Origin of the sequence: Stenotrophomonas sp. 3diitr2024 (assembly GCF_042136455.1) — a bacterium.
In the GTDB taxonomy this organism is placed as follows: Bacteria; Pseudomonadota; Gammaproteobacteria; order Xanthomonadales; family Xanthomonadaceae; genus Stenotrophomonas; species Stenotrophomonas sepilia.
In genome coordinates this window covers 1-20,037 of the sequence record NZ_JBHHMJ010000571.1, presented here as the reverse complement: position 1 = coordinate 20,037, position 20,037 = coordinate 1, and the positions used below count along the sequence as shown (strand labels likewise).

Sequence of the window (20,037 nt, the reverse complement as noted above, 5' to 3'; positions counted from 1 at the left end):
GGGCGTTGCCCGGCGGCCACCTTGCTCCACCGTGCCGGAATCGGTACCGCCGCTCTCGCCAAGGTGCCTCAGGATGGCTGGCAGCAGGTCGCGTGCATCGCGGCCGCCGTTGCACAGGAACGACGAACTCATCCGCTGCAGGTTGTGCATGCCGATGAAGAACAAGCCCGGTTGCGGGGAAACGCCAAACTCGCCCAGCGGATAGCCGTGGGCATCCAGCGCGCCCTGTACATCGAGCCAGGGCCACTCGGCGACGAAACCGGTGGCCAGCACCACCGAGCGGATGTCTGCGGACGGCAGATCCAGCTCGCACGGGGACGGTTCCGGCTCCCAGTGCAAGTAGACCTCTTCGGGAATGTAGCGGGCATCGTCGGTGCGCGGTTCGGGCCGCGTGGCGTAGTACGCGCTGGCCAGCGAATCGAGATAGGCATACTCGGCCCGCGTCGCTTTGATCGCGGCGCGAAGTTGCGGGCGGACATCGGCGAAGCGGGCGGTGTTCCCATTGAATTCCTGCAACCGGCCCAGCAACCTGATGCCTGCACGGTGCATCGCCAGCAGGCTGATCGAACTGCCCAGGCCGGCGCCTCCCTTGCCGGAAATCAGGGGGAACTCCGCGGTGCGGGCCTTGCGCAGCGCGTCCGGCTCGCCTGCCAGTACGGCCGCCGATTGGCTTACGTGTTGATGGATGCGCCCGGCCATGTCCCACCAGGTCATCGAGTCCTTGCCGCGCAGCCGACGGGTGTGCGAATGACGATCGGCCAATGACCAGTACACGCTGCGACCACCGTCGCGCAGGTCCTGGGCGATCTGCGCGCCGGACTGGCCGCCGCCGATGACCAGCACCGCGCCCTCGGGTAGCTGGCCGGGACCGCGGTAGTCGCTGGAGTGCAGCACGGTGAGGCCTGGTGCGGGCGCGAACGGGGCCCGGGGCAACCGCGCCCGGCGGTATTCACCGGTGGCAACCACCACCGCCTGGGCATGGATCAGTCCCCGGCTGCTGTCGATGGCATAGCCACCGGACTCGGGCCCGACCCGATGGACCACGCACCCTTCGCTGATCGGCAACGAGCGCTCGTCGGCATAGTCGCGCAGCCGTCGGATCACTTCCGGGGCCCCCATGAACCCTTCCGGGTCATCCCCGGCATAGGCATGGCCATGCAGGGCCATGGTCGCGTTGGCGGTGTTGGTCTGGAACGAATCCCAGCGTCGCCGCCAACTGGCACCCACGGTTTCGGCCTCCAGCACGCGATGCTCGACGCCGGCCTCCTGCAGGAGCGCGCTGAGCGACAACCCGGCCTGGCCGGCGCCGATGATGACCAGCGGCAGCCGTGCAGGCAGGCAGCCCGGCAGGCGGGGCGGGAAAGGGGAGGGGCTGTCCAGGGAAATCACCAGGGTCGGTCCATGCAAGGCCTAGATCCGGGGCATTGCGCGGGGAATGTCCCGGGCATTCAATGGATCCCGCTCTGAAAAATGTTGCAGATCGGGCCGCCGCCCGTGGTGTCTGGCCGGGACGGCCGTCCGGGCGTCGAGGAGACCCCGGGCCTCCCGGCGCACAGGCCACCATGGCGGGGGAAAACCGACACACCTCGGGAGGCCTGGGCGCGCCAGCGGCCGCTTCCACCCACTGCCGTCATATCCCCTTCGGCCCCCGGCCGTTAGAATGGCCGCCGCTGTCCACCGCCCGCTCCCGGAGCCCCCATGCCCGTTGAAGCCCAGCCGGTAGCCGCCGTCGTCGACACGACCGGTGCGCCCGGCTATCTCTCCATTCGTGATCTGCGCAAGGAATTCGACGGATTCGTCGCCGTCGACGACGTCAACCTGGACGTGCGCAAGGGCGAGATCTTTGCTCTGCTCGGTGGCTCCGGCAGTGGTAAATCGACCCTGCTGCGCTGCCTGGGCGGCTTCGAGACGCCCACCAAGGGCAGCATCACCGTCGATGGCCAGCGCCTGGACGCGCTGCCGCCGTACCAGCGGCCGGTCAACATGATGTTCCAGTCCTATGCCCTGTTCCCGCACATGACGGTCGAGCAGAACATCGCCTTCGGCCTGAAGCAGGATGGCCTGGGCAAGGACGCGATCAGCAAGCGCGTCGGCGAGATGCTCGACCTGGTGCAGATGGGCCACCTGGGCAAGCGCAAGCCGCACCAGCTGTCCGGTGGCCAGCAGCAGCGCGTGGCGCTGGCGCGGTCGCTGGCCAAGGGGCCGAAGCTGCTGCTGCTGGACGAACCGATGGGCGCGCTGGACAAGAAGCTGCGCTCGCAGATGCAGCTGGAACTGGTCAGCATCATCGAATCGTCGGGCGTGACCTGCGTGATGGTCACCCACGACCAGGAAGAAGCGATGACCATGGCCACCCGTATCGCGGTGATGGATGCCGGCTGGATCCAGCAGGTCGGCAAGCCGGACGAGGTCTACGAGCAGCCGGCCAACCGCTTCGTCGCCGAGTTCATCGGTTCGGTCAACCTGTTTGACGGGGTGATCGACGAGGACCTGCCCGAGTACGTGACCGTGCGCTCGCCGCTGTTCCCGGCGCCGATCTACATTGCCCATGGCATCACCTGCTATGAAGGGCAGCCGGTCGCGTTCGCGCTGCGCCCGGAGAAGGTGATGATCGGCAAGGACGAGCCGGAAGGGCACACCAACAAGGCGCAGGGCGTGATCGAGGACATCGCCTACTTCGGCAGCCACTCGGTCTATCACGTGCGCCTGCCCAGCGGCGCCAAGGTGCTGGCCAACTTCGCCAACTCGCAGCGCTGGGCCAGTGATGGCTTCACCTGGGGCGACGAGGTGTGGGTGCACTGGCGCGACAACGACGGCGTGGTGCTCACCTCATGAGCGTCGCCGGCCTGAAGCGCTGGCTGCCGGGGCTGCGTGCCACGGTGATCGGCATTCCGTACCTGTGGCTGCTGCTGTTCTTCGCAGTGCCGTTCCTGATCGTGCTGATGATCAGTTTCTCGCTCAGCCGGGTCGGCTCGCCGCCGTATACCTGGCTGCTGCAGTACGTGGACGGCGGGTTCTCGCTGAAGCTGAACCTGGAGAATTACCTGGCGCTGTTCCGCGATTCGATCTATGCGCAGGCCTTCCTGAGCTCGATCAGGATCGCGGCCATCTCCACCTTCCTGACTCTGCTGATCGGCTACCCGATGGCCTATGCCATCGCCCGCCTGTCGCCGGCCGCACGCAACGTGGCGATGATGCTGGTGGTGCTGCCGTCGTGGACCTCGTTCCTGATCCGCGTGTATGCGTGGAAGGCGATCCTGGACCGCAACGGCTTGCTTGACCAGTTCCTGCAGTTCACCGGCCTGCAGGCGCTGATGACGTCGATGGGCCTGCCAAAACTGCAGATGATCGATACGCCGACCGCGGCCTACATCGGCATCGTCTACTGCTACCTGCCGTTCATGGTGCTGCCGCTGTACGCCAACCTGGTCAAGCATGACCACCGCCTGCTGGAAGCGGCCTACGACCTGGGTGCCAAGCCATGGCAGGCCTTCCTCCGCATCACCCTGCCGCTGTCGAAGGCCGGCATCATCGCCGGCTGCATGCTGGTGATGATCCCGGCAGTGGGTGAATTCGTGATTCCGGAAATGCTGGGGGGCTCGGAGACGCTGATGGTCGGCCGCCAGCTGTGGAACGAGTTCTTCAACAACCGCAACTGGCCGGGCGCGTCGGCGATGGCGGTGGCGATGATCCTGTTGCTGCTGGTGCCGATCCTGCTGTTCAACCGTTCCCAGCAGCGCCTGCTGGAAGGGAAGCAGGCATGAGCCCGCGTACCGCCAAGGGCCTGGGGCTGGGCGTGCTGCTGCTGGGCTTCGCCTTCCTGTACCTGCCGATCCTGCTGTTGATGTTCTATTCGTTCAACAGCTCGCGGCTGGCGATGGTCTGGGCCGGGTTCTCCACCCGCGCCTACAGTGACCTGTTCGCCGACCGTGCGCTGATGGATGCGATGTGGACCAGCCTGGTGGTGGCGTTCTGGACCGCCTGTACCGCCACCGTGCTGGGCACGCTGGCGGCGATGGTGATGACCCGCTTCAAGCGCTTCCGTGGCAAGCCGCTGTTCGGTGCGCTGGTCACCGCGCCGCTGGTGATGCCGGATGTGATCCTGGGCTTCTCGCTGATGGCGCTGCTGGCCTCGATGGGCGCGATTCCGGGCTTCCCGGCGCGCGGCCTGGCCACCATCTGGATCGCGCACGTCACCTTCACCCTGTGCTTCGTCACCGTGGTGGTGTCTTCGCGCCTGCAGGAAATGGACCTGTCGCTGGAAGAAGCCGCGATGGACCTCGGGGCCAGCCGGCTGACCGTGTTCACCCGCATCACCCTGCCGATCATCGCGCCGGCGCTGGTGGCGGGCTGGCTGCTGGCGTTCACCCTGTCGCTGGATGACGTGGTGGTGGCCAGCTTCGTCGCCACGCCGGGCTCGACCACGCTGCCGATGAAGGTGTTCGCGTCGGTGCGCATGGGCATCAGCCCGAAGATCAATGCGCTGGCCACGCTGCTGGTGTCGGCGGTATCGATCGCCGCGGTGATCGGCTGGTACATCAATGCCCGTGCCGAGAAGCGGCGCCAGCGCGACCTGCAGCTGGCGCGGCAGGACAACGGCTGAGTACACGATCCGTCCACTGTGCCGGCAACACCCGGCTCACGGCCGGCGGCGCACAATGGGGGTCTTCCAGATGGAGATCCCCCATGACCGTCGAGATCGTCGACCCGGCCACCGGCCAGGTGACCTACCGCCATGAACTGATGGGCGCTGCCGACATCGAGCAGCGCCTGCAGGCCGCCGCCGATGCGTTCCCCGGCTGGGCCGAGCGTTCGCTGCAGGAACGCGGCGTGATCCTGCGCCAGATCGCGGCGCAGCTGCGCACGCGCCGCGACGACCTGCAGCAGGCGATGACCCACGAGATGGGCAAGCTCAAGGCCGAAGCGCTGGCCGAGGTCGACAAGTGCGCTGCCGCCTGCGAGTACTACGCCGACCACGCGGCCGACTACCTCAAGCCGCAGTTGATCGACACCGAAGCCCAGCGCAGCTACGTGCGCTACGAGCCGATCGGGTGTGTATTCGCGGTGATGCCGTGGAATTTCCCGGTCTGGCAGGTGTTCCGCTTCCTCGCACCGGCGTTCATGGCCGGCAACGTGGCCCTGCTCAAGCACGCCAGCAACGTGCCGCAGTGTGCCGACCTGATCCTGGCGGTGTGCCGTGATGGCGGCCTGCCGGACGGCGTGTTCGACGTGCTGCACATCGACAACGACCAGGCCGCCGACGTGCTGCGCGACGCACGGGTGAAGGCGGTGACGCTGACCGGCAGCGAGCGGGCAGGGCGCTCGATCGCCTCCAACGCCGGCAGCCAATTGAAGAAGTCGGTGATGGAGCTGGGTGGCAGCGATGCCTTCGTGGTGCTCGACGATGCCGACCTCGGCAAGACGGTTGCGGCAGCGGTGAAGTCGCGCTTCGACAACAGCGGGCAGACCTGCATCGCGGCCAAGCGGTTCATCGTGGTCGAGGCGGTAGCCGATGAATTCACCCGCCGCTTCGTTGAAGCTGCGGCCGAGCGCCAGTACGGCGACCCCGATGAGCGGGGCACCACGCTGGCGCCGATGGCCCGTGCCGATCTGCGCGATGAACTGCACAAGCAGGTACAGGCCAGCGTGGCCAAGGGTGCGCGGGTGCTGATAGGCGGCGAGCCGATTGCCGGCACCCATGCCGGCTATCCGGCCACGGTGCTCGACCAGGTCGGCCCGGGCATGCCGGCCTACGACGAGGAACTGTTCGGTCCGGTGGCTGCGGTGATCCGGGTCGCTGATGAGAGCGAGGCACTGCGCGTGGCCAACGACACGCGCTTCGGCCTGGGCGGCAGTGTGTGGACGCGCGATCCGGTGCGCGGCGAAGCCTTCGCGCAACGCATGGAATGCGGCGCCGCGTTCGTCAACGCGATCGTCAAGAGCGATGCGCGGCTGCCGTTCGGCGGCAGCAAGCAGTCTGGGTTTGGCCGGGAACTGGCCGACCACGGCATCCATGAGTTCATGAACATCAAGACCGTTTACGTGGCTTGATGGATCATGCAATGCGCCACGACCAACGGTCGTGGCCTACCAGTCTGGTGGGTATCGACCCTTGGTCGATATGTCCCCGGTTCTGTGGGTATCGACCGCGGGTCGATACGCTCTACAGCCAGCCCGAACGCTTGAACAACCGGTACAGGCCCACGCAGACGCCGCCCACACCAACGATCATCAGTGGGTAGGCCCACGGTTGGCTCAGCTCCGGCATGTGGCTGAAGTTCATCCCGTACCAGCTGGTGATCAGCGTCGGTGCCGCCAGCAGCGCGGCCCACGCACCGAGGCGCTTGACCGTCTCGCCCTGCGCCAGCGTCACCAGCGACAGGTTCACGCTCAGCGCGGTGCCCAGCATCTCGCGCAGGGTGTCGATCACATCGCTGATGCGTACCGCGTGGTCGTGCACGTCACGGATGTACAGCTTCACTTCGTCCGGAACCAGCTCGCCCTGGTAACGGCGCAGCTGGGCCAGCACATCCTGCAGCGGCGCCACCGCCATCCGCATCTTGTTCAGTTCGCGCTTGAGCTCGTACAGGCGCACCACGGTGCTGCGCTTGTAGTTCTCGGCGAAGATGTCCTTTTCCAGCAGGTCCAGGGTGTCGCGGAAGCGGTGCACGATCGGCAGGTAATTGTCGACCACGAAGTCGGTCACCGCGTACAGGCAGTACGACGGGCCCATCTTCAGCAGCTGCGGCTCACGCTCGACCCGAGCACGTACCGGCGCGTAGGACAGCGAGGCGCCGTGGCGCACCGTCACCAGGAAGCGCGGGCCGAGGAAGGCATGGGTTTCGCCATACTGGATGCGCTCGTCGACCATCTGCGCGGTGGTGACCACCACGAACATCGAATTGCCGTAGGTCTCGACCTTGGGCCGCTGGTGCGCGTTGCGCGCATCCTCGATGGCCAGGTCGTGCAGGCAGAATTCTTCCTGCAGTTTCAGCAGCACATCGTCGTTGGGATCGTACAGGCCGACCCACACGAAGCCATTGCCACTGGCGATGACATCGCTGATGGCGTCCAGGCTGATATCGTGGCGTATGCCCTCGTCATCATAGTGGACGCAGTTGATGACGCAGGCGGGGTTGGCTGAAGCAGGGGCGGAAGCGGAGGCGGGCAATGACATGCCTGCCATCGTGCGTCAGCGCCGTGTTTCGGACAAGTGAGGACGGCGCCCCAACACCCAGGCCAGTGCCGCGTGCACGGGCAACAGCAGTACGATCCACTGCACGTTGTACTGGGCCTGCAGGCTCAGCCAGTGCAGCACCAGCGCGGCCACGGCCTGTACCGCCAGCAGCCACAGCACGATCCTGAACATGCGCCCCGGCACGCGCCGGCGCAGCAGGCTGATTGCTCCGGGCAGCAGCAGCACGGCCAGCGGCGAAAGCAGCAGCAGGTTGCGGTTGGCCCAGGCGGCGTAGTGGGTGCTGAAGCCCCACAGGAACACCAGCAGGCTGCCGGCGACGGCGCACAACAGCCAGAACGGCAGGGCCAGCCCAGCCAGCAGGCGCGGGCGGTTGCGCAGCGCCAGCACGCCAGCAGCGATCACCAGGCCGCACAGAAGCCACGGCCACCAGCGACGCGCGAACTCCTTCGGCTCCGGATCAATGCGGTGCGGCAGCAGTTCCTGTTCGGACTGCACCAGCGGCCGGCCATCACTGTTGCGTGCCTGGCGCAGCGCATCGGCCAGGCGCATCGGCACGAACGCTTCCTGCCAGCGCGACAGCGGCTGGTCGGCGAACGGCCCCAGGCCGACATCGAAGCCCAGCCACATCCACGGGGCGGGCGAGGCCAGACGCACCGACTCGCTGCGGTAGGTGTTGCCGCGCGAACGCCCCGACAACTGCGACTGCAGGCCACCGCCCAGTGCCTTGTCCACCGTGTCGCGTACCATCGTGGCGCAGTTGGCGGTGTAGTAGTCGTAGTGGTAGCGCGCGTTTTCCGGCTTGGCCCGCTCGGCCAGGTCAGCGGCCAGGGAACGCGCCTGCTCGGGGCGCAGGTCCAGCCACTGCACGCTGGCACCGCGGCCGGTCTCGTCGTAGTACGACAGGTCCTGCTGCAGCGGCAGCGCCACCAGGTAATACATCATGTCGCCGCGCACGAAGCGGCTGATGAAGTCGTCCTCGGACGGATCGAAGTAGCCGAAGTTGTATGAGGTCGCTTCGCCACTGGCCGGATCGACCACGACGATGGCGTCATGGCCGAAGCGTTCGAAGAAAACCGTGCCCGGCTGCATGGTCACCACGCCGATGCGCGGGGCCGGGGCCTCCGCGTTGGCGGTGGCCGGTGCGGGCACGGCTGCCGCCGGCTGCGCGAAGGCCGCCAGCGGCAGGGCCATGGCCAGCACCCACAGTGCCAGCCACACCATGAGGATCAGGCCGCGGCGCTTCAAGCGTCGTCCTGCGCGTCCGGCGGCAGCACGGTCACGTGGAAGGCCTGAACCCGGCGCGCATCGGCGCGGGCCACGCGGAACATGAAGCGATCCAGTGCCAGCTCATCGCCGACTTCCGGAAGGTGGCCCACGGCCTCGGTGACCAGGCCACCGATGGTGTCGTAGTCCTCGTCGGAGAACGTCGCGCCGAAGCGCTCGTTGAAGTCGCCGATCGGGGTCAGCGCGTCGACCACGTACTGGCCGTCGGACTGGATGGCGATCTGCGCGGACGGATCCTCGGCCTCGTCGTGCTCGTCGTCGATCTCGCCGACGATCTGCTCCAGCACGTCCTCGATGGTGACCAGACCGGCAACACCGCCGTACTCGTCGACCACGATGGCCATGTGGTTGCGCGACAGGCGGAACTCCTTCAGAAGCACGTTCAGCTTCTTCGCCTCCGGGATCAGCACCGCCGGGCGCAGCAGCTCGCGCACGTTGGCCGGGCCGTTGTCGGCGACCACGCCGCGCAGCAGGTCCTTGGCCAGCAGGATGCCAAGGATGTCGTCCTTGTTCTCGCCGTGCACCGGGAAGCGCGAATGGCCCGATTCGACCACCTGCTTCATCAGTTCCAGGAAGGGCGCTTCGACCGGCAGCGAGACCATCTGCGAGCGCGAGATCATCACGTCGCCCACGGTCAGCTCGGCCACCGAAATGGCGCCTTCCATCATCTTCAGGGTATCGGCGGCGATCAGACCCTCTTCCTGCGCGGTGTGCAGGACAGCGACCAGCTCGTCGCGGGTGTGGGGTTCGCCGGAGAAGGCCGAGGTCAGGCGTTCAAGCCAACCGCGCTTCTTTTCACTGTGCTCCGCAGGGGAGCTACTACTGTCGTCTTCTGACATCTCTGGAAAAAAGGCACCCGGCAGGCCGGGCGTTGGCCCAAGTCTAGCAGGATGTGGCGGCCTGTCAGTGACCGTCGCTGCCCGGTCCGGTGATCGGCGGCGGGGCCAGTTCAGGCCGGGCAGGGGCTTCTTCTTCAGGCAGGTCCAGGCTGTAGGTACAGCCGGCCAGGGTCTTGCCCGGATGGGAGGCCACGGTGGAGACGCTGAGGATGATCGACTCGATCTGGGCCTCGCCGCTCTTCGGGTCGGTCACGTCGCGGCTGACCAGCTCGCGGCCGGCCATGAACTTGCCGTCCTGGTCGTAGCCGGTCTCCAGCGCCAGGCGTTTGGCCAACGGCCGCGGGTCAGCCTGGTCGAGGATCGCCATGATGCTGGAGCCGGCCACGGCGACCCGTTCGGTGCGGTCGCCGAACACGCTGATCGGCTGGGCCAGTCGGTACTCGCTCATGAACTGGTTGCCCTGGGGCAGCGGCTGCAGGCCGTGGGCGACGGCCTTCAGCGGATCAGCCAGCAGCGGTGCCAGTGCAGCGTGATCGGCTACGCCCTGGCGGCATTCGATCAGCGCCGGCAGGTCCAAGGCAGCGGCCGGGGCGGACGCGACGAGCAGCAGGGGCAGGACAATACGCAGCACGGGCACTGGATCCGCAACGGAAGGCAGGCCGGTGATCGTACCGGTCCCGGTCGGCTATCGCGAGCGTCTCTACGCAGTCAGGGAGATTGCAGGCGCGATGCCGCTGGGTACCAGCGCAGCCTGACCGGGTAGCCCAGCAGCGCCTGCAGGTGGTCGCGCACGGTCGCCGCCGTTGCGCGCGCGCCAGCGGTATCCCGGAGTTCCAGCTCCAGTTCACCGGTCATGACGTCCAGGCCATAGCCGGTCAGGCCGGGCAGCTGCGGGATGAACCAGCCCTGCTGCGCCTGAAGACGGCGCTGCATCTCCGCTTCGGTCATTGAAGCGCCGATGATGTAGCGCACGCGTTGCGGGCCGTCCGCCCCTGGATGGGTCTCATCGGCCGCAGGTGCCGGCCCAGTCAGTCGCACGACGACGTTCCACCCCGTCGCATTGTCCACCCACATACCGGCCAGGCGTGCCGCGTGGCGCGCCCTCAAGCGTTCCATCAACGCGTGCTGCTGCGCCTCGGCGACCGCCTGGCGGGCCGTCTGCTGGCTGACGTCAAAGAAGGCCTGCACCTCGGCGACTTTGGCGGCAATGTCGGCGGCGCTGTCGCTGGCCGGGAACGGCGACGGTCGTTCCCGGTCGGGGTCGATGCCCGGGGCAGTGGTTACCTGCAGAAGAGCGGCAATGAGTGCGGGCAACAGCGCGATGGGGGTGTCCTCTGTGATGAACCCGGTATGCGTGGCCGTCAGCGCTCGCCGGCGTAGGGATCGGCGATGCCGAGCTCGGCCAGGATCTCGCGCTCCAGCTGTTCCATTGCGTCGGCTTCCTTGTCGTCCTCGTGGTCCCAGCCAAGCAGGTGCAGCACGCCGTGCACGGTCAGGTGCGCGTAATGGGCGTTGAGCGCCTTGCCCTGTTCGTCAGCTTCGCGGGCCACCACCGGTGCGCAGATCACCAGGTCGCCGAGCAATGGAAACTTGACGCCCTTGGGCAGGCCTTCGGGCACGTCGGCCGGGAAGCTGAGCACGTTGGTGGCGTAGTCCTTGCCACGGTAATGGCGGTTCAGCGACTGCCCCTCCTTGGCATCGACCACGCGGATGGCCAGGTCGGCCTCACGGATGCGGCCCTTCAACGCAGCGGCCACCCACTTGCGGAAGCTCACTGCGGCCGGCAGCCCGGTACGCGGCAGGGCATAACTGACGGCGACGTCCAGTCGCACGGGACCACGGGTCATGGCGTTGCTCCAGGCTGGATCTGATGCAGGTCGCGGCGGTCGTAGGCGCTGACGATGCGCGCCACCAGCGGATGCCGGACCACGTCGCGGGATTCGAAGAAGGTGAAGCTGACGCCCTCGACCTCGCGCAGCACATCGATCGCGTCGCGCAGGCCGGACTTCACGTGCTTGGGCAGGTCGGTCTGGGTCAGGTCACCGGTGACCACCGCCGTGGAGCCGTAGCCCAGGCGGGTCAGGAACATCTTCATCTGTTCGATGGTGGTGTTCTGCGCCTCGTCCAGGATCACGAACGCATCGTTGAGCGTGCGGCCGCGCATGTAGGCCAGCGGCGCGATCTCGATGACGTTCTTCTCCAGCAGCTTGACCACCTTCTCCACGCCCATCATCTCGTACAGGGCGTCGTACAGCGGTCGCAGGTACGGGTCGACCTTCTGGCTCAGGTCGCCGGGCAGGAAGCCCAGCTTCTCGCCGGCTTCCACCGCCGGGCGCACCAGGATAAGGCGCTGCACCCGTGACTCGTTCAGTGCTTCGACCGCGCTGGCCACGGCCAGGAAGGTCTTGCCGGTTCCGGCCGGGCCGATGCCGAAGTTGATGTCATGCGTGGCGATCTGGTGCAGGTAGCGGCCCTGGTTGGCGCCGCGGCCACGTACCGTGCCACGCTTGACCTTGATTGCCACGTCCTGCGCTTCGTAGGAGCGTTCGGCGATCTGCTCGACGTTGGCCTGCGCCAGGCGCAGGTGGATGGCGTGGTTGTCGAAGGTGGTTTCGCCGGCTTCGGCGTACAGCGCTTCAACCAGCTTCTGCGCCTCGACGATGGCTTCGTTGGGCCCGCTGATGCGGAACACGAAGCCACGATTGGCGATCTCCACGCCGAGCTTCAGCTCGATCTGGCGCAGGTGCCCGTCGAAGGGGCCGCACAGGTTGGCCAGTCGCTCGTTGTCTTCCGGTGACAGGGTGAAGTCTCGATGATCGATGCTTTTCATTGCTTGGGGTGGGGCGGGGGCGCCGTCCACCACGATGGACTCGGGGTGACAAGGTTACGCGGGTACCGGGCATGCGGCCAGCGGCGGGCCGATACGCGGTTTTCCACACCCGGTGTGGACGGAGGGCGCGAAAAGCTGTGGATAGGCCTTCGCAGTGCTTGTGCCACAAGGCGTATGAGGTGGTGGTGAAAAAACCGTCACGGTCGGCCGCTCCTGTGACGGCAGCGCATCTTCCGCTGCCAGGCAGCCAGTACGGCCGCCCCCGTCCGGTTCTCCACACCGGCTGTGGAATGATGCTGAATCAAGCTGTGGATAGGTGGCGAGGAACCTTGCAGCAAAAGGCTCGCCCGTACGTGGCGAAAAAACCGTCAGGGCTGATCGGAATCATTGAGGGTGCACGGGGCAGGTGGCACCGTGTCGCCGTCGCAGGAGGGGATGGCATGGGCATCGGCAACGGGATGCGTGGACTCGGGCTGGCGGGCATCGGCCTGCTGGCGGGCTGTGGGCAGTCAACGCCAACGGCGCTGGGCACACTGGAGTGGGACCGGATCACGGTGCCGGCGCCGGCGGCCGAGGTGATCGCCACGGTGGAGGTGCGCGAGGGCCAGCGGGTCAAGGCCGGGGCCGTGCTGATGCAGCTCGACCCCGCCCGCGGCGACGCGCAGTTCGCGGCGGCGCAGGCCGACACGGCGCGCGCGCAGGCCCAGCTGGAAGAGCTGAAGCTCGGCCCGCGGCAGGAACAGATCGCACAGGCCCAGGCACAACTGGCCGCGTTGCGCGCGCAGTCTGCTGAAGCCACTGCCTACTATCGTCGGGTGCAACCATTGGCACGCCAGCGCCTGATCGCCGCCGCCGAGCTGGACCGTGCACGGGCAGCCGCCGGCAATGCCGCGGCCAGCGTGCGTGCCGCCGAGCAGGCCTGGCTGGAACGGGTGCACGGCAGTCGCGCGCAGGACATCGCTCAGGGCCAGGCGGCCGCCGACGCCGCACAGGCGCAGCAGGTGGTGCAGGGCGTCAACCTGCAGAAGCTGCAGCTGCGCGCACCGCGCGATGGCGTGATCGATGCCTTGCCCTACCGGCAGGGTGACCAGGCACCGATCGGGGCGCCGCTGGCGGTGATGCTGGTCGGCGAGCGCCCCTATGCGCGCGTCTACCTGCCGCAGCCGCTGCGCCTGCAGGTCAAGGTCGGTCAGCCGGCACAGATACAGCTGGAGGGAGGGGGCACCACCGTACTGAAGGGCCATGTGCGCGCGATCCGCAGCGAGCCTTCTTTCACCCCGTACTACGCACTGACCGGCGATGACGTCGAGCGCCTGAGCTACCTCGCCGAGATCGAAGTGGATGCAGCCAGCGACATGCAGAAGCTTCCGGCCGGACTGCCGGTGCAGGTGCGCTTCTGAACACCGGTGCGGACATCGCGGTGCATGCGCAGGGCCTGACTCGCCGCTTCGGTGAACTGCTGGCCGTGGACAAGGTCGACCTGACCGTCCCGCGCGGGCAGGTGTACGGCTTCCTGGGCCCGAACGGGTCAGGCAAGTCGACCACCATCCGCATGCTGTGCGGCCTGCTGGAACCCAGTGCGGGGCAGATCGAGGTGCTGGGCCTGGCGGTTCCCGAGCAGGCCGAAGCACTGCGCCGGCGCATCGGCTACATGACCCAGCGCTTCTCGCTGTACGAAGACCTGTCGGTACGCGAGAACCTGGAATTCCTCGCCGCCATCCAGGACCTGCCGCGCAACCAGGCCCGGCAACGGGTCGATGCGCTGCTGCAGCAGTACCTGTTGCAGGACCGGCAGCCGCAGCTGGCCGGCACGCTCAGTGGTGGACAGAAGCAGCGCCTGGCCCTGGCCGGCGCCGTGGTGCATTCGCCCGAACTGCTGTTCCTGGATGAGCCGACCAGCGCGGTCGACCCGGAATCGCGCCGCGACTTCTGGGAGGCCCTGTTCGAACTGGCCGACGCGGGAACCACGGTGCTGGTTTCGACCCATTACATGGACGAAGCCGAGCGCTGCCATCGCCTGGCGATCCTTGATCGCGGCGCACTGGTGGCCGACGGCACGCCGGCCGAGCTCTGTTCACGGCTGCAAGGACGCACGCTGCAGGTCACGTCATCGCAGCCACGCCAGGCCAGCCGCGTGCTGGCCGAGCTGCCCGGCGTGCTGAGCGTGGCGCAGATCGGCACCCATCTGCGCGTGCTGTGCAACGAAGGCGCAGCGGATGTCGCGGCGCTGCGGCGCGCGCTGGCCAGCGCCGACCCGCAAGCGCATATCGAAAGCGTGGCGCCGAACCTGGAGGACGTGTTCGTGGCCGCCACCCGTGGCCGTGGCAGGGAGCCAGCGGCATGAACCTGCGCAGGCTGCGGGCGATCATGCTCAAGGAGCTGCGGCAGCTGCGCCGCGACCGCATCACGCTGGCGATGATCGTCGGCATTCCGGTGATGCAGCTGCTGCTGTTCGGGTATGCGATCAACCTCAACCTGCGCCACCTCGATGCGGGTATCGCCGACCAGGCCAACAGCGCCGCCTCACGCGCGCTGGTGCAGGACATGGTCGCCACCGGCGTGATCACGCCACGCAGCGAGGCCTACACGCCGGACCAGCTGATGCAGGCGCTGCGCCGCGGCGAGATCAGCGTCGGCATCGTGGTGCCGGCCGACTTCGAGCGTCGCCGCTTCGATGGACGCGAAGCGGTACAGGTGCTGGTCGATGGCAGCGACACCGTGGTGCAGAGTGCGGCGATCCAGCTGGCGCAGGTGCCACTGGATACGCGCCCGACCAGCAATACGCGGCCGCTGCGCGAAGGCAGCATTGCCGGTGGCCAGGTCAGCGTGACCAGTTTCTACAACCCGCAACGGCGCTCGGCGGTGAACATCGTGCCCGGCCTGATCGGGGTGATCCTGACCATGACCCTGGTAATGTTTACGGCGGTGGCGGTGGTGCGCGAACGCGAGCGCGGCAACATGGAACTGCTGATCGCCACGCCGGTATCGCGCAGCGAACTGATGGTCGGCAAGGTGCTGCCCTATGCAGCGATCGGTCTGCTGCAGACCACGCTGGTGCTGGTGCTGGGCACCTGGCTGTTCCAAGTGCCGATTCGCGGCAGCCTGCTCGACATCTACCTGGCCGCGGTGCTGCTGGTGCTGGCCAACCTGGCGCTGGGTCTGCTGATCTCCACGCGCGCGCGTTCGCAGTTCCAGGCGATGCAGATGACCCTGTTCCTGTTCCTGCCGTCGATCCTGCTGTCGGGCTTCATGTTCCCGTTCGCCGGCATGCCGCGGCCGGTGCAGTGGCTGGCCGAAGTGCTGCCGCTGACCCACTTCCTGCGCCTGGTGCGCGGCATCATGCTGCGCGGCGCCTCGCTGTGGGAGCTGTGGCACGACGCACTGGCGCTGCTGGCCTTCATCGTGGTGATGATGACCCTGGCGATCCTGCGTTTCCGCAAGCGCCTGGATTGAAGGCAGGGGGTCGGATCCCCGCAGGGGCTCCGACCCCCTTTGCCGGGGACTTATTCCGCCACCACGCGCCCGCGCAGCGAATTGGTCAGCGCTTCGGTGATCACCACATCCACGAACTGCCCGATCAGGCGCGCAGGCGCCGGGAAATTCACCGACCGCATGTTCTCGGTCTTGCCGGTCAGCTCGTTCGGGTTCTTGCGCGACGGCCCTTCCACCAGCACGGTCTGCACGGTACCGACCATCTTCTCCGAGATGCTGGCGGCGTGCGCATTGATGCGTTCCTGCAGGCGCGACAGGCGCGCATGCTTCTCGGCATCGCTGATCGTGTCCTCCAGATCGGCCGCCGGCGTACCCGGTCGACGCGAATAGATGAAGGAGAAACTGTGGTCGAAGCCGATGTCCTCGATCAGCTTCATGGTCTTCTCGAAGTCGGCATCGGTCTCGCCGGGGAAGCCGACGATGAAGTCCGAGCTGATTGAAATGTCCGGGCGCACCGCGCGCAGCTTGCGGATCTTCGACTTGAATTCCAGCGCGGTGTAGCCGCGCTTCATCGCCGACAGCACGCGGTCGCTGCCGGCCTGCACCGGCAGGTGCAGGAAGTTGGCCAGCTGCGGAACGTCGCGGAACGCATCGATCAGCGAATCGCTGAACTCGAGCGGGTGCGAGGTGGTGAAGCGGATGCGGCCGACCCCATCGATCTCGGCGATGGTGCGGATCAGCAGGCCGAGGTCGGCAAACTCACCGTCTCCATACGGGCCGCGATAGGCGTTGACGTTCTGGCCGAGCAGGTTGATCTCGCGCACGCCCTGCGCGGCGAGCTGCGCCACTTCCACCACCACGTCCTCGAACGGGCGGCTGACTTCGGTGCCGCGGGTGTAAGGCACCACGCAGAACGAGCAGTACTTGGAACAGCCTTCCATGATCGACACGAACGCCGAGGCACCTTCGGCGCGTGGCTCGGGCAGGCGGTCGAACTTCTCGATCTCGGGGAAGCTGATGTCCACCTGCGGGCGCTTCTGCTCGCGGCGTGCGCGGATCAGTTCCGGCAGGCGATGCAGGGTCTGCGGACCGAACACAAGGTCCACGAACGGGGCGCGCTTGATGATCGCTTCGCCTTCCTGCGAGGCAACGCAGCCGCCCACGCCGATGATGACCTCGCGGCCCTTGTTCTTCAGGCCCTTCCACACGCCGAGTTGGCTGAACACCTTCTCCTGCGCCTTCTCGCGGATGGAGCAGGTGTTGACCAGGATGACGTCGGCGTCGTCCGGGCTGTCGGTCAGTTCCAGGCCATCGCTGGCGGCAAGCACGTCGGCCATCTTGGCCGAGTCGTACTCGTTCATCTGGCAACCGTGGGTCTTGATGTACAGCTTGCCCTTGACCTGGTCAGGCTTGCGCGGACCAGCGGGCAGGGCAACGAGCGGGGTACCGCCCGGCGTGGCGGGCGGAAAGACGTCTGGCGTCCCGGTCATGGCGCTTAATCCATTCGGGTGGCGGGAAAGCGGGCAATTCTACCCGCATCCCGCGCCAGCCGCCGCGCCCTTGTAGAGCCGAGCCCACGCTCGGCTGGCTTCAGTAGAGCCAGGCCATGCCAGGCTGCTGCCCCATGGGAAGCGGGAAGAGCAGCCGAGCGCGGGCTCGGCTCTACAAGGGGGGGGCTGCTTACGCGGCCGCCAGCTCCGCATCGATCTGCCGCGAACGGTCGAAGGCGGTCATCGCGCTCATCCGTGCGATGTAATCAGCCGTGGCCGGCGCAGGCTGCACCAGGCCGAAGGCCGTGGTCCAGGCCAGCGCATTGCCCCACAGCACGTCGGCGGCACTCATCGTCTCGCCGAGCAGGTACGGGCCCTGCGCCAGCTGGGCCTCGACCACCTGCAGCACGGTCTCGGCGTCGTTGTACGGCGACATCAGGCGCGGCGGCGGCTCGCGGTGCATCGCCTTGTCGATCATCGCCGGCTCGAAACAGGCACCGTAGAAGGCCATCCAGCGCAGGTAGGGGCCGCGCAGGGCGTCGCCGATCGGCGGGGCCAGCCCGGCCTCCGGATACAGGTCGGCCAGGTACAGATAAATGGCGACCTGCTCGGTCACCAGTGCGCCGTTGTGGACGATGGCCGGCACCTTGCCCATCGGGTTGATGGCCAGATAGGCCGGGGCCAGGTTGGCACCGGCCTTCAGGTCCAGCACCTGCATGCGGTAGTCGGCACCCAGCGCTTCGAGCAGGGCCACGGCGCCGCTCGAACGGGATCTGGCGGCGTGGTACAGGGTGATCTGGCGTGAGTTCATGGCATTGCTCCTTGCGGTGGGTGGGTGAACTGGAAGCCATCCTGAGGCACTATTGCGGACGACTTCTGTCCTCGATTCTTCATGCGCCATACCGCCCATCGACTGCTGCGCCTGATCGCCCTGCTGCAGGCCCGCCGCCAGTGGTCCGGGGCTGAGCTGGCCGAGCGCATGGGCGTGGACCGGCGCAGTATCCGCCGTGATATCGAACGCCTGCGCGAACTGGGCTATCCGGTGCGGGCCTCATCGGGGGTCGGCGGCGGCTATCAGCTCGGGGCAGGGGCACCGGTGCTGCCGATGCTGCTGGACGAGGACGAGGCGACGACCCTGGCGATCGCCCTGCGTGCCGCGTCCGCGACCGTCGCTGGCATCGACGACACCGCGCGGGGCCTGCTGTCCAAGCTCGATCCGCTGGTCCCCACCCGTCGCCGGCGGCAGGCCGGCGAGGTGCATGCGGCGACGGCCACCCTGTCCGACCTTCCCTCCACCGACGCACGCCTGCTGGGACGGCTGGCCCAGCACTGCCGGCAGGCGTCACGGCTGGCCTTCGAGTACCGCAGTGCGCAGGAGGAGGTGACCCAGCGCGAGGTCGAGGCGCAGCACCTGGTCAACTATGGGCGGCGCTGGTACCTGCTGGCCTGGGACCTGGGCCGCCAGGACTGGCGCACCCTGCGCGTGGACCGGATGGGCGCGGTGCGCGAATGCGCCGGGCCGGGCATGCATCGGCGCCCGCCCGCGCCCCCGGACGTGATGGTGCGGCAGGCGGTCAGCCAGGCGCCCTTCGCGCTGCAGGCCATTGTCCGCCTGGCCGGCAGCCGCACCGAGCTGGAAGGGCGCATCCCGCCGTGGTGTGGTGTGCTGGAGGCTGATGGTGCCGACCATTGCCTGTTGCGCATGGGCGCCGAGAGCCGCGGCATGATGCTGGCGCAGATCCTCAGCCTGGACCGGGTGCCGGTGGCGTTGTGGACCACACCGCCGGGCCTGCGCGATGAGCTGGCACAGCGTTTGACCGGATTGGGCCAGGTGCTGGCTGTGCCGCCGGTCACAGGCTGAGCCACATCGCTTGGCAAGCCCCGGCGAAGCTGGGACACTCGCGGCATGAAGGGGATACTGGGGACAACGGCGATCATCATCGCTGCGCTGACCGCTGCGCCGGCCAGCGCTGGCACCCTGTACAAGTGCCAGGGCGCCGACGGGGTCACCAGCTACGTGAGCAAGCGAGTGGCCGGCGCGCGCTGCAGCAGCATCAGCTACAGCCGCGATACCCGCCCGGCACCGCGCCCCGTGGTGGCCGCATCGAAGCCTGCGCCGACCTCGGTGGCCAGCATCGAACGCAATCCGGTCGCCGTGGCGGCCAGCGCCGCTGCGCCCGCTGCAGTCGCGCCGACGCCTGCTGCACCCGCGCCTGCCGCGGTACCGACGGCCTCGCGGGCCGGGCGGATGGTCAGCGGCCAGGTCTACTCCTTCATGAAGGATGGGGTGCGCCACTACACCAGTGCGCGGCCGACCCAGGTCGCCAACCTCGGCCCGGTGCGTACCATCCGCTACAGTTTCATGGAGCGCTGTTATGCCTGTGGCGTCAACCCACGCGTGGACTTCGGTTCGGTGCGCTTGAACACCACCGCGTTCCAGACCGAGATCACCTCGGCCGCACGCGAGTTCGGCGTCGAAGAAGCCGTGGTGCGCGCCATCATCCACGCCGAGTCGGCCTACAACCCGACCGCGCTCAGCCGCGCCGGCGCGCAGGGCCTGATGCAGCTGATGCCGCCGACCGCAGCCCGCTTCGGGGTCAGCGATTCCTACGATGCCGCGCAGAACATCCGTGGTGGCGTGCAGTATCTTGCGTGGTTGCTGAAGCGCTTCAATGGCGACCTGACCCTGGCTGCGGCCGGCTACAACGCCGGCGAAGGCGCGGTCGACCGCCACGGTGGCGTGCCGCCCTACAGCGAGACCCAGTACTACGTGCGCCGGGTCGGACAGCTGGCCGAGCGTTACCGCACCGCATTGACACACCAGTAGTGCCGGCCGCTGGCCGGCCACCCCGTAATCAATGTTGTTGCAATGCGTTGTGTGGCGCGCGACGGTTCCGCTACACTCGCCCATGATTCAATGCGGCTCTGGCCCCCACCGGATCCGCTGGCAGCCTTAAAGCTACC

General features: G+C 67.5%; 19 protein-coding genes. 9 read left to right on the top strand and 10 right to left on the bottom strand.

Translation table 11 applies throughout. The features are described from left to right. The coding region (locus ABGA94_RS14780) for a flavin-containing monooxygenase (RefSeq protein ID WP_375367638.1) at nucleotides 1–1,407 on the bottom strand (1,407 nt) is incomplete at its 3' end. Between the two features lie 291 nt (nucleotides 1,408–1,698). On the opposite strand from ABGA94_RS14780, the gene ABGA94_RS14775 reads away from it, so the two are divergent. The 4 genes from ABGA94_RS14775 to ABGA94_RS14760 all read left to right on the top strand — a co-directional run bounded on the left by ABGA94_RS14775 (nucleotide 1,699) and on the right by ABGA94_RS14760 (nucleotide 6,051). After that, a complete protein-coding gene (locus tag ABGA94_RS14775; protein WP_005415926.1) occupies nucleotides 1,699–2,835 on the top strand; it encodes an ABC transporter ATP-binding protein in 1,137 nt (378 codons plus the stop codon). Then, nucleotides 2,832–3,764: an ABC transporter permease subunit gene (locus ABGA94_RS14770; RefSeq protein WP_375367636.1), complete on the top strand. Its 933-nt coding sequence runs from the start codon at nucleotides 2,832–2,834 to the stop codon at nucleotides 3,762–3,764. The genes ABGA94_RS14775 and ABGA94_RS14770 overlap by 4 nt, the downstream gene beginning before the upstream one ends. Then, nucleotides 3,761–4,603 (top strand): ABC transporter permease subunit, encoded by an 843-nt coding sequence (locus tag ABGA94_RS14765; RefSeq protein WP_005415928.1) that lies wholly within the window; start codon nucleotides 3,761–3,763, stop codon nucleotides 4,601–4,603. The genes ABGA94_RS14770 and ABGA94_RS14765 overlap by 4 nt, the downstream gene beginning before the upstream one ends. Before the next feature lie 83 nt (nucleotides 4,604–4,686). Then, a complete protein-coding gene (locus ABGA94_RS14760; protein WP_375367634.1) occupies nucleotides 4,687–6,051 on the top strand; it encodes an NAD-dependent succinate-semialdehyde dehydrogenase in 1,365 nt (454 codons plus the stop codon). Nucleotides 6,052–6,163: 112 nt separating this feature from the next. Here the strand turns inward: ABGA94_RS14760 and ABGA94_RS14755 are convergent, their stop codons facing one another. The 7 genes from ABGA94_RS14755 to ABGA94_RS14725 form a co-directional block, all read right to left on the bottom strand. Beyond that, a complete protein-coding gene (locus ABGA94_RS14755; RefSeq protein ID WP_065186100.1) occupies nucleotides 6,164–7,186 on the bottom strand; it encodes a magnesium and cobalt transport protein CorA in 1,023 nt (340 codons plus the stop codon). A gap of 6 nt (nucleotides 7,187–7,192) precedes the next feature. Next, nucleotides 7,193–8,443: a DUF4105 domain-containing protein gene (locus ABGA94_RS14750; RefSeq protein ID WP_375367632.1), complete on the bottom strand. Its 1,251-nt coding sequence runs from the start codon at nucleotides 8,441–8,443 to the stop codon at nucleotides 7,193–7,195. After that, nucleotides 8,440–9,321, bottom strand: coding sequence for an HlyC/CorC family transporter (locus tag ABGA94_RS14745; RefSeq protein WP_005408827.1), 882 nt, complete (start codon nucleotides 9,319–9,321; stop codon nucleotides 8,440–8,442). Before ABGA94_RS14745 ends, ABGA94_RS14750 begins: the two co-directional genes overlap by 4 nt. A 64-nt stretch (nucleotides 9,322–9,385) precedes the next feature. Beyond that, entirely contained in the window at nucleotides 9,386–9,952 is a 567-nt protein-coding gene (locus tag ABGA94_RS14740; protein ID WP_005415933.1) for a hypothetical protein, read from the bottom strand. Between the two features lie 77 nt (nucleotides 9,953–10,029). After that, nucleotides 10,030–10,635, bottom strand: coding sequence for a hypothetical protein (locus tag ABGA94_RS14735; RefSeq protein WP_188248383.1), 606 nt, complete (start codon nucleotides 10,633–10,635; stop codon nucleotides 10,030–10,032). 47 nt (nucleotides 10,636–10,682) lie between these two features. Beyond that, nucleotides 10,683–11,168, bottom strand: a complete 486-nt coding sequence (gene ybeY / locus ABGA94_RS14730; RefSeq protein WP_065177391.1) for an rRNA maturation RNase YbeY — start codon at nucleotides 11,166–11,168, stop codon at nucleotides 10,683–10,685. Next, complete coding sequence (locus ABGA94_RS14725) at nucleotides 11,165–12,151, bottom strand: PhoH family protein (RefSeq protein ID WP_005415936.1); 987 nt, start codon at nucleotides 12,149–12,151, stop codon at nucleotides 11,165–11,167. The genes ybeY and ABGA94_RS14725 overlap by 4 nt, the downstream gene beginning before the upstream one ends. 440 nt (nucleotides 12,152–12,591) lie before the next feature. Here ABGA94_RS14725 and ABGA94_RS14720 point away from each other — a divergent pair, with 440 nt between their 5' ends. Genes ABGA94_RS14720 through ABGA94_RS14710 form a run of 3 tightly spaced genes read left to right on the top strand, consistent with a single transcriptional unit; the run spans nucleotide 12,592 to nucleotide 15,604 of the window. Further along, on the top strand, nucleotides 12,592–13,551 hold the full coding sequence (locus ABGA94_RS14720; RefSeq protein ID WP_053498639.1) for an HlyD family secretion protein: 960 nt from the start codon (nucleotides 12,592–12,594) through the stop codon (nucleotides 13,549–13,551). Nucleotides 13,552–13,571: 20 nt separating this feature from the next. Then, entirely contained in the window at nucleotides 13,572–14,495 is a 924-nt protein-coding gene (locus ABGA94_RS14715) for an ABC transporter ATP-binding protein (RefSeq protein WP_375367629.1), read from the top strand. Continuing rightward, nucleotides 14,492–15,604 carry an ABC transporter permease gene (locus ABGA94_RS14710; protein WP_375367627.1) on the top strand — a complete coding sequence of 371 codons (1,113 nt, stop codon included), beginning with the start codon at nucleotides 14,492–14,494 and terminating at the stop codon, nucleotides 15,602–15,604. The genes ABGA94_RS14715 and ABGA94_RS14710 overlap by 4 nt, the downstream gene beginning before the upstream one ends. 50 nt (nucleotides 15,605–15,654) lie before the next feature. Here ABGA94_RS14710 and miaB read toward each other — a convergent pair whose 3' ends face one another. Further along, a complete protein-coding gene (gene miaB / locus ABGA94_RS14705; RefSeq protein ID WP_005415941.1) occupies nucleotides 15,655–17,073 on the bottom strand; it encodes a tRNA (N6-isopentenyl adenosine(37)-C2)-methylthiotransferase MiaB in 1,419 nt (472 codons plus the stop codon). Between the two features lie 190 nt (nucleotides 17,074–17,263). Beyond that, entirely contained in the window at nucleotides 17,264–17,884 is a 621-nt protein-coding gene (locus ABGA94_RS14700; RefSeq protein ID WP_005415942.1) for a glutathione S-transferase family protein, read from the bottom strand. A gap of 81 nt (nucleotides 17,885–17,965) precedes the next feature. Between ABGA94_RS14700 and ABGA94_RS14695 the strand changes: the two genes are divergently transcribed. Both ABGA94_RS14695 and ABGA94_RS14690 read left to right on the top strand, forming a co-directional pair. Beyond that, nucleotides 17,966–18,934, top strand: coding sequence for a YafY family protein (locus ABGA94_RS14695; RefSeq protein WP_065177386.1), 969 nt, complete (start codon nucleotides 17,966–17,968; stop codon nucleotides 18,932–18,934). 45 nt (nucleotides 18,935–18,979) lie between these two features. Beyond that, complete coding sequence (locus ABGA94_RS14690; protein WP_065177385.1) at nucleotides 18,980–19,900, top strand: lytic transglycosylase domain-containing protein; 921 nt, start codon at nucleotides 18,980–18,982, stop codon at nucleotides 19,898–19,900. Nucleotides 19,901–20,037 lie beyond the last annotated feature (137 nt).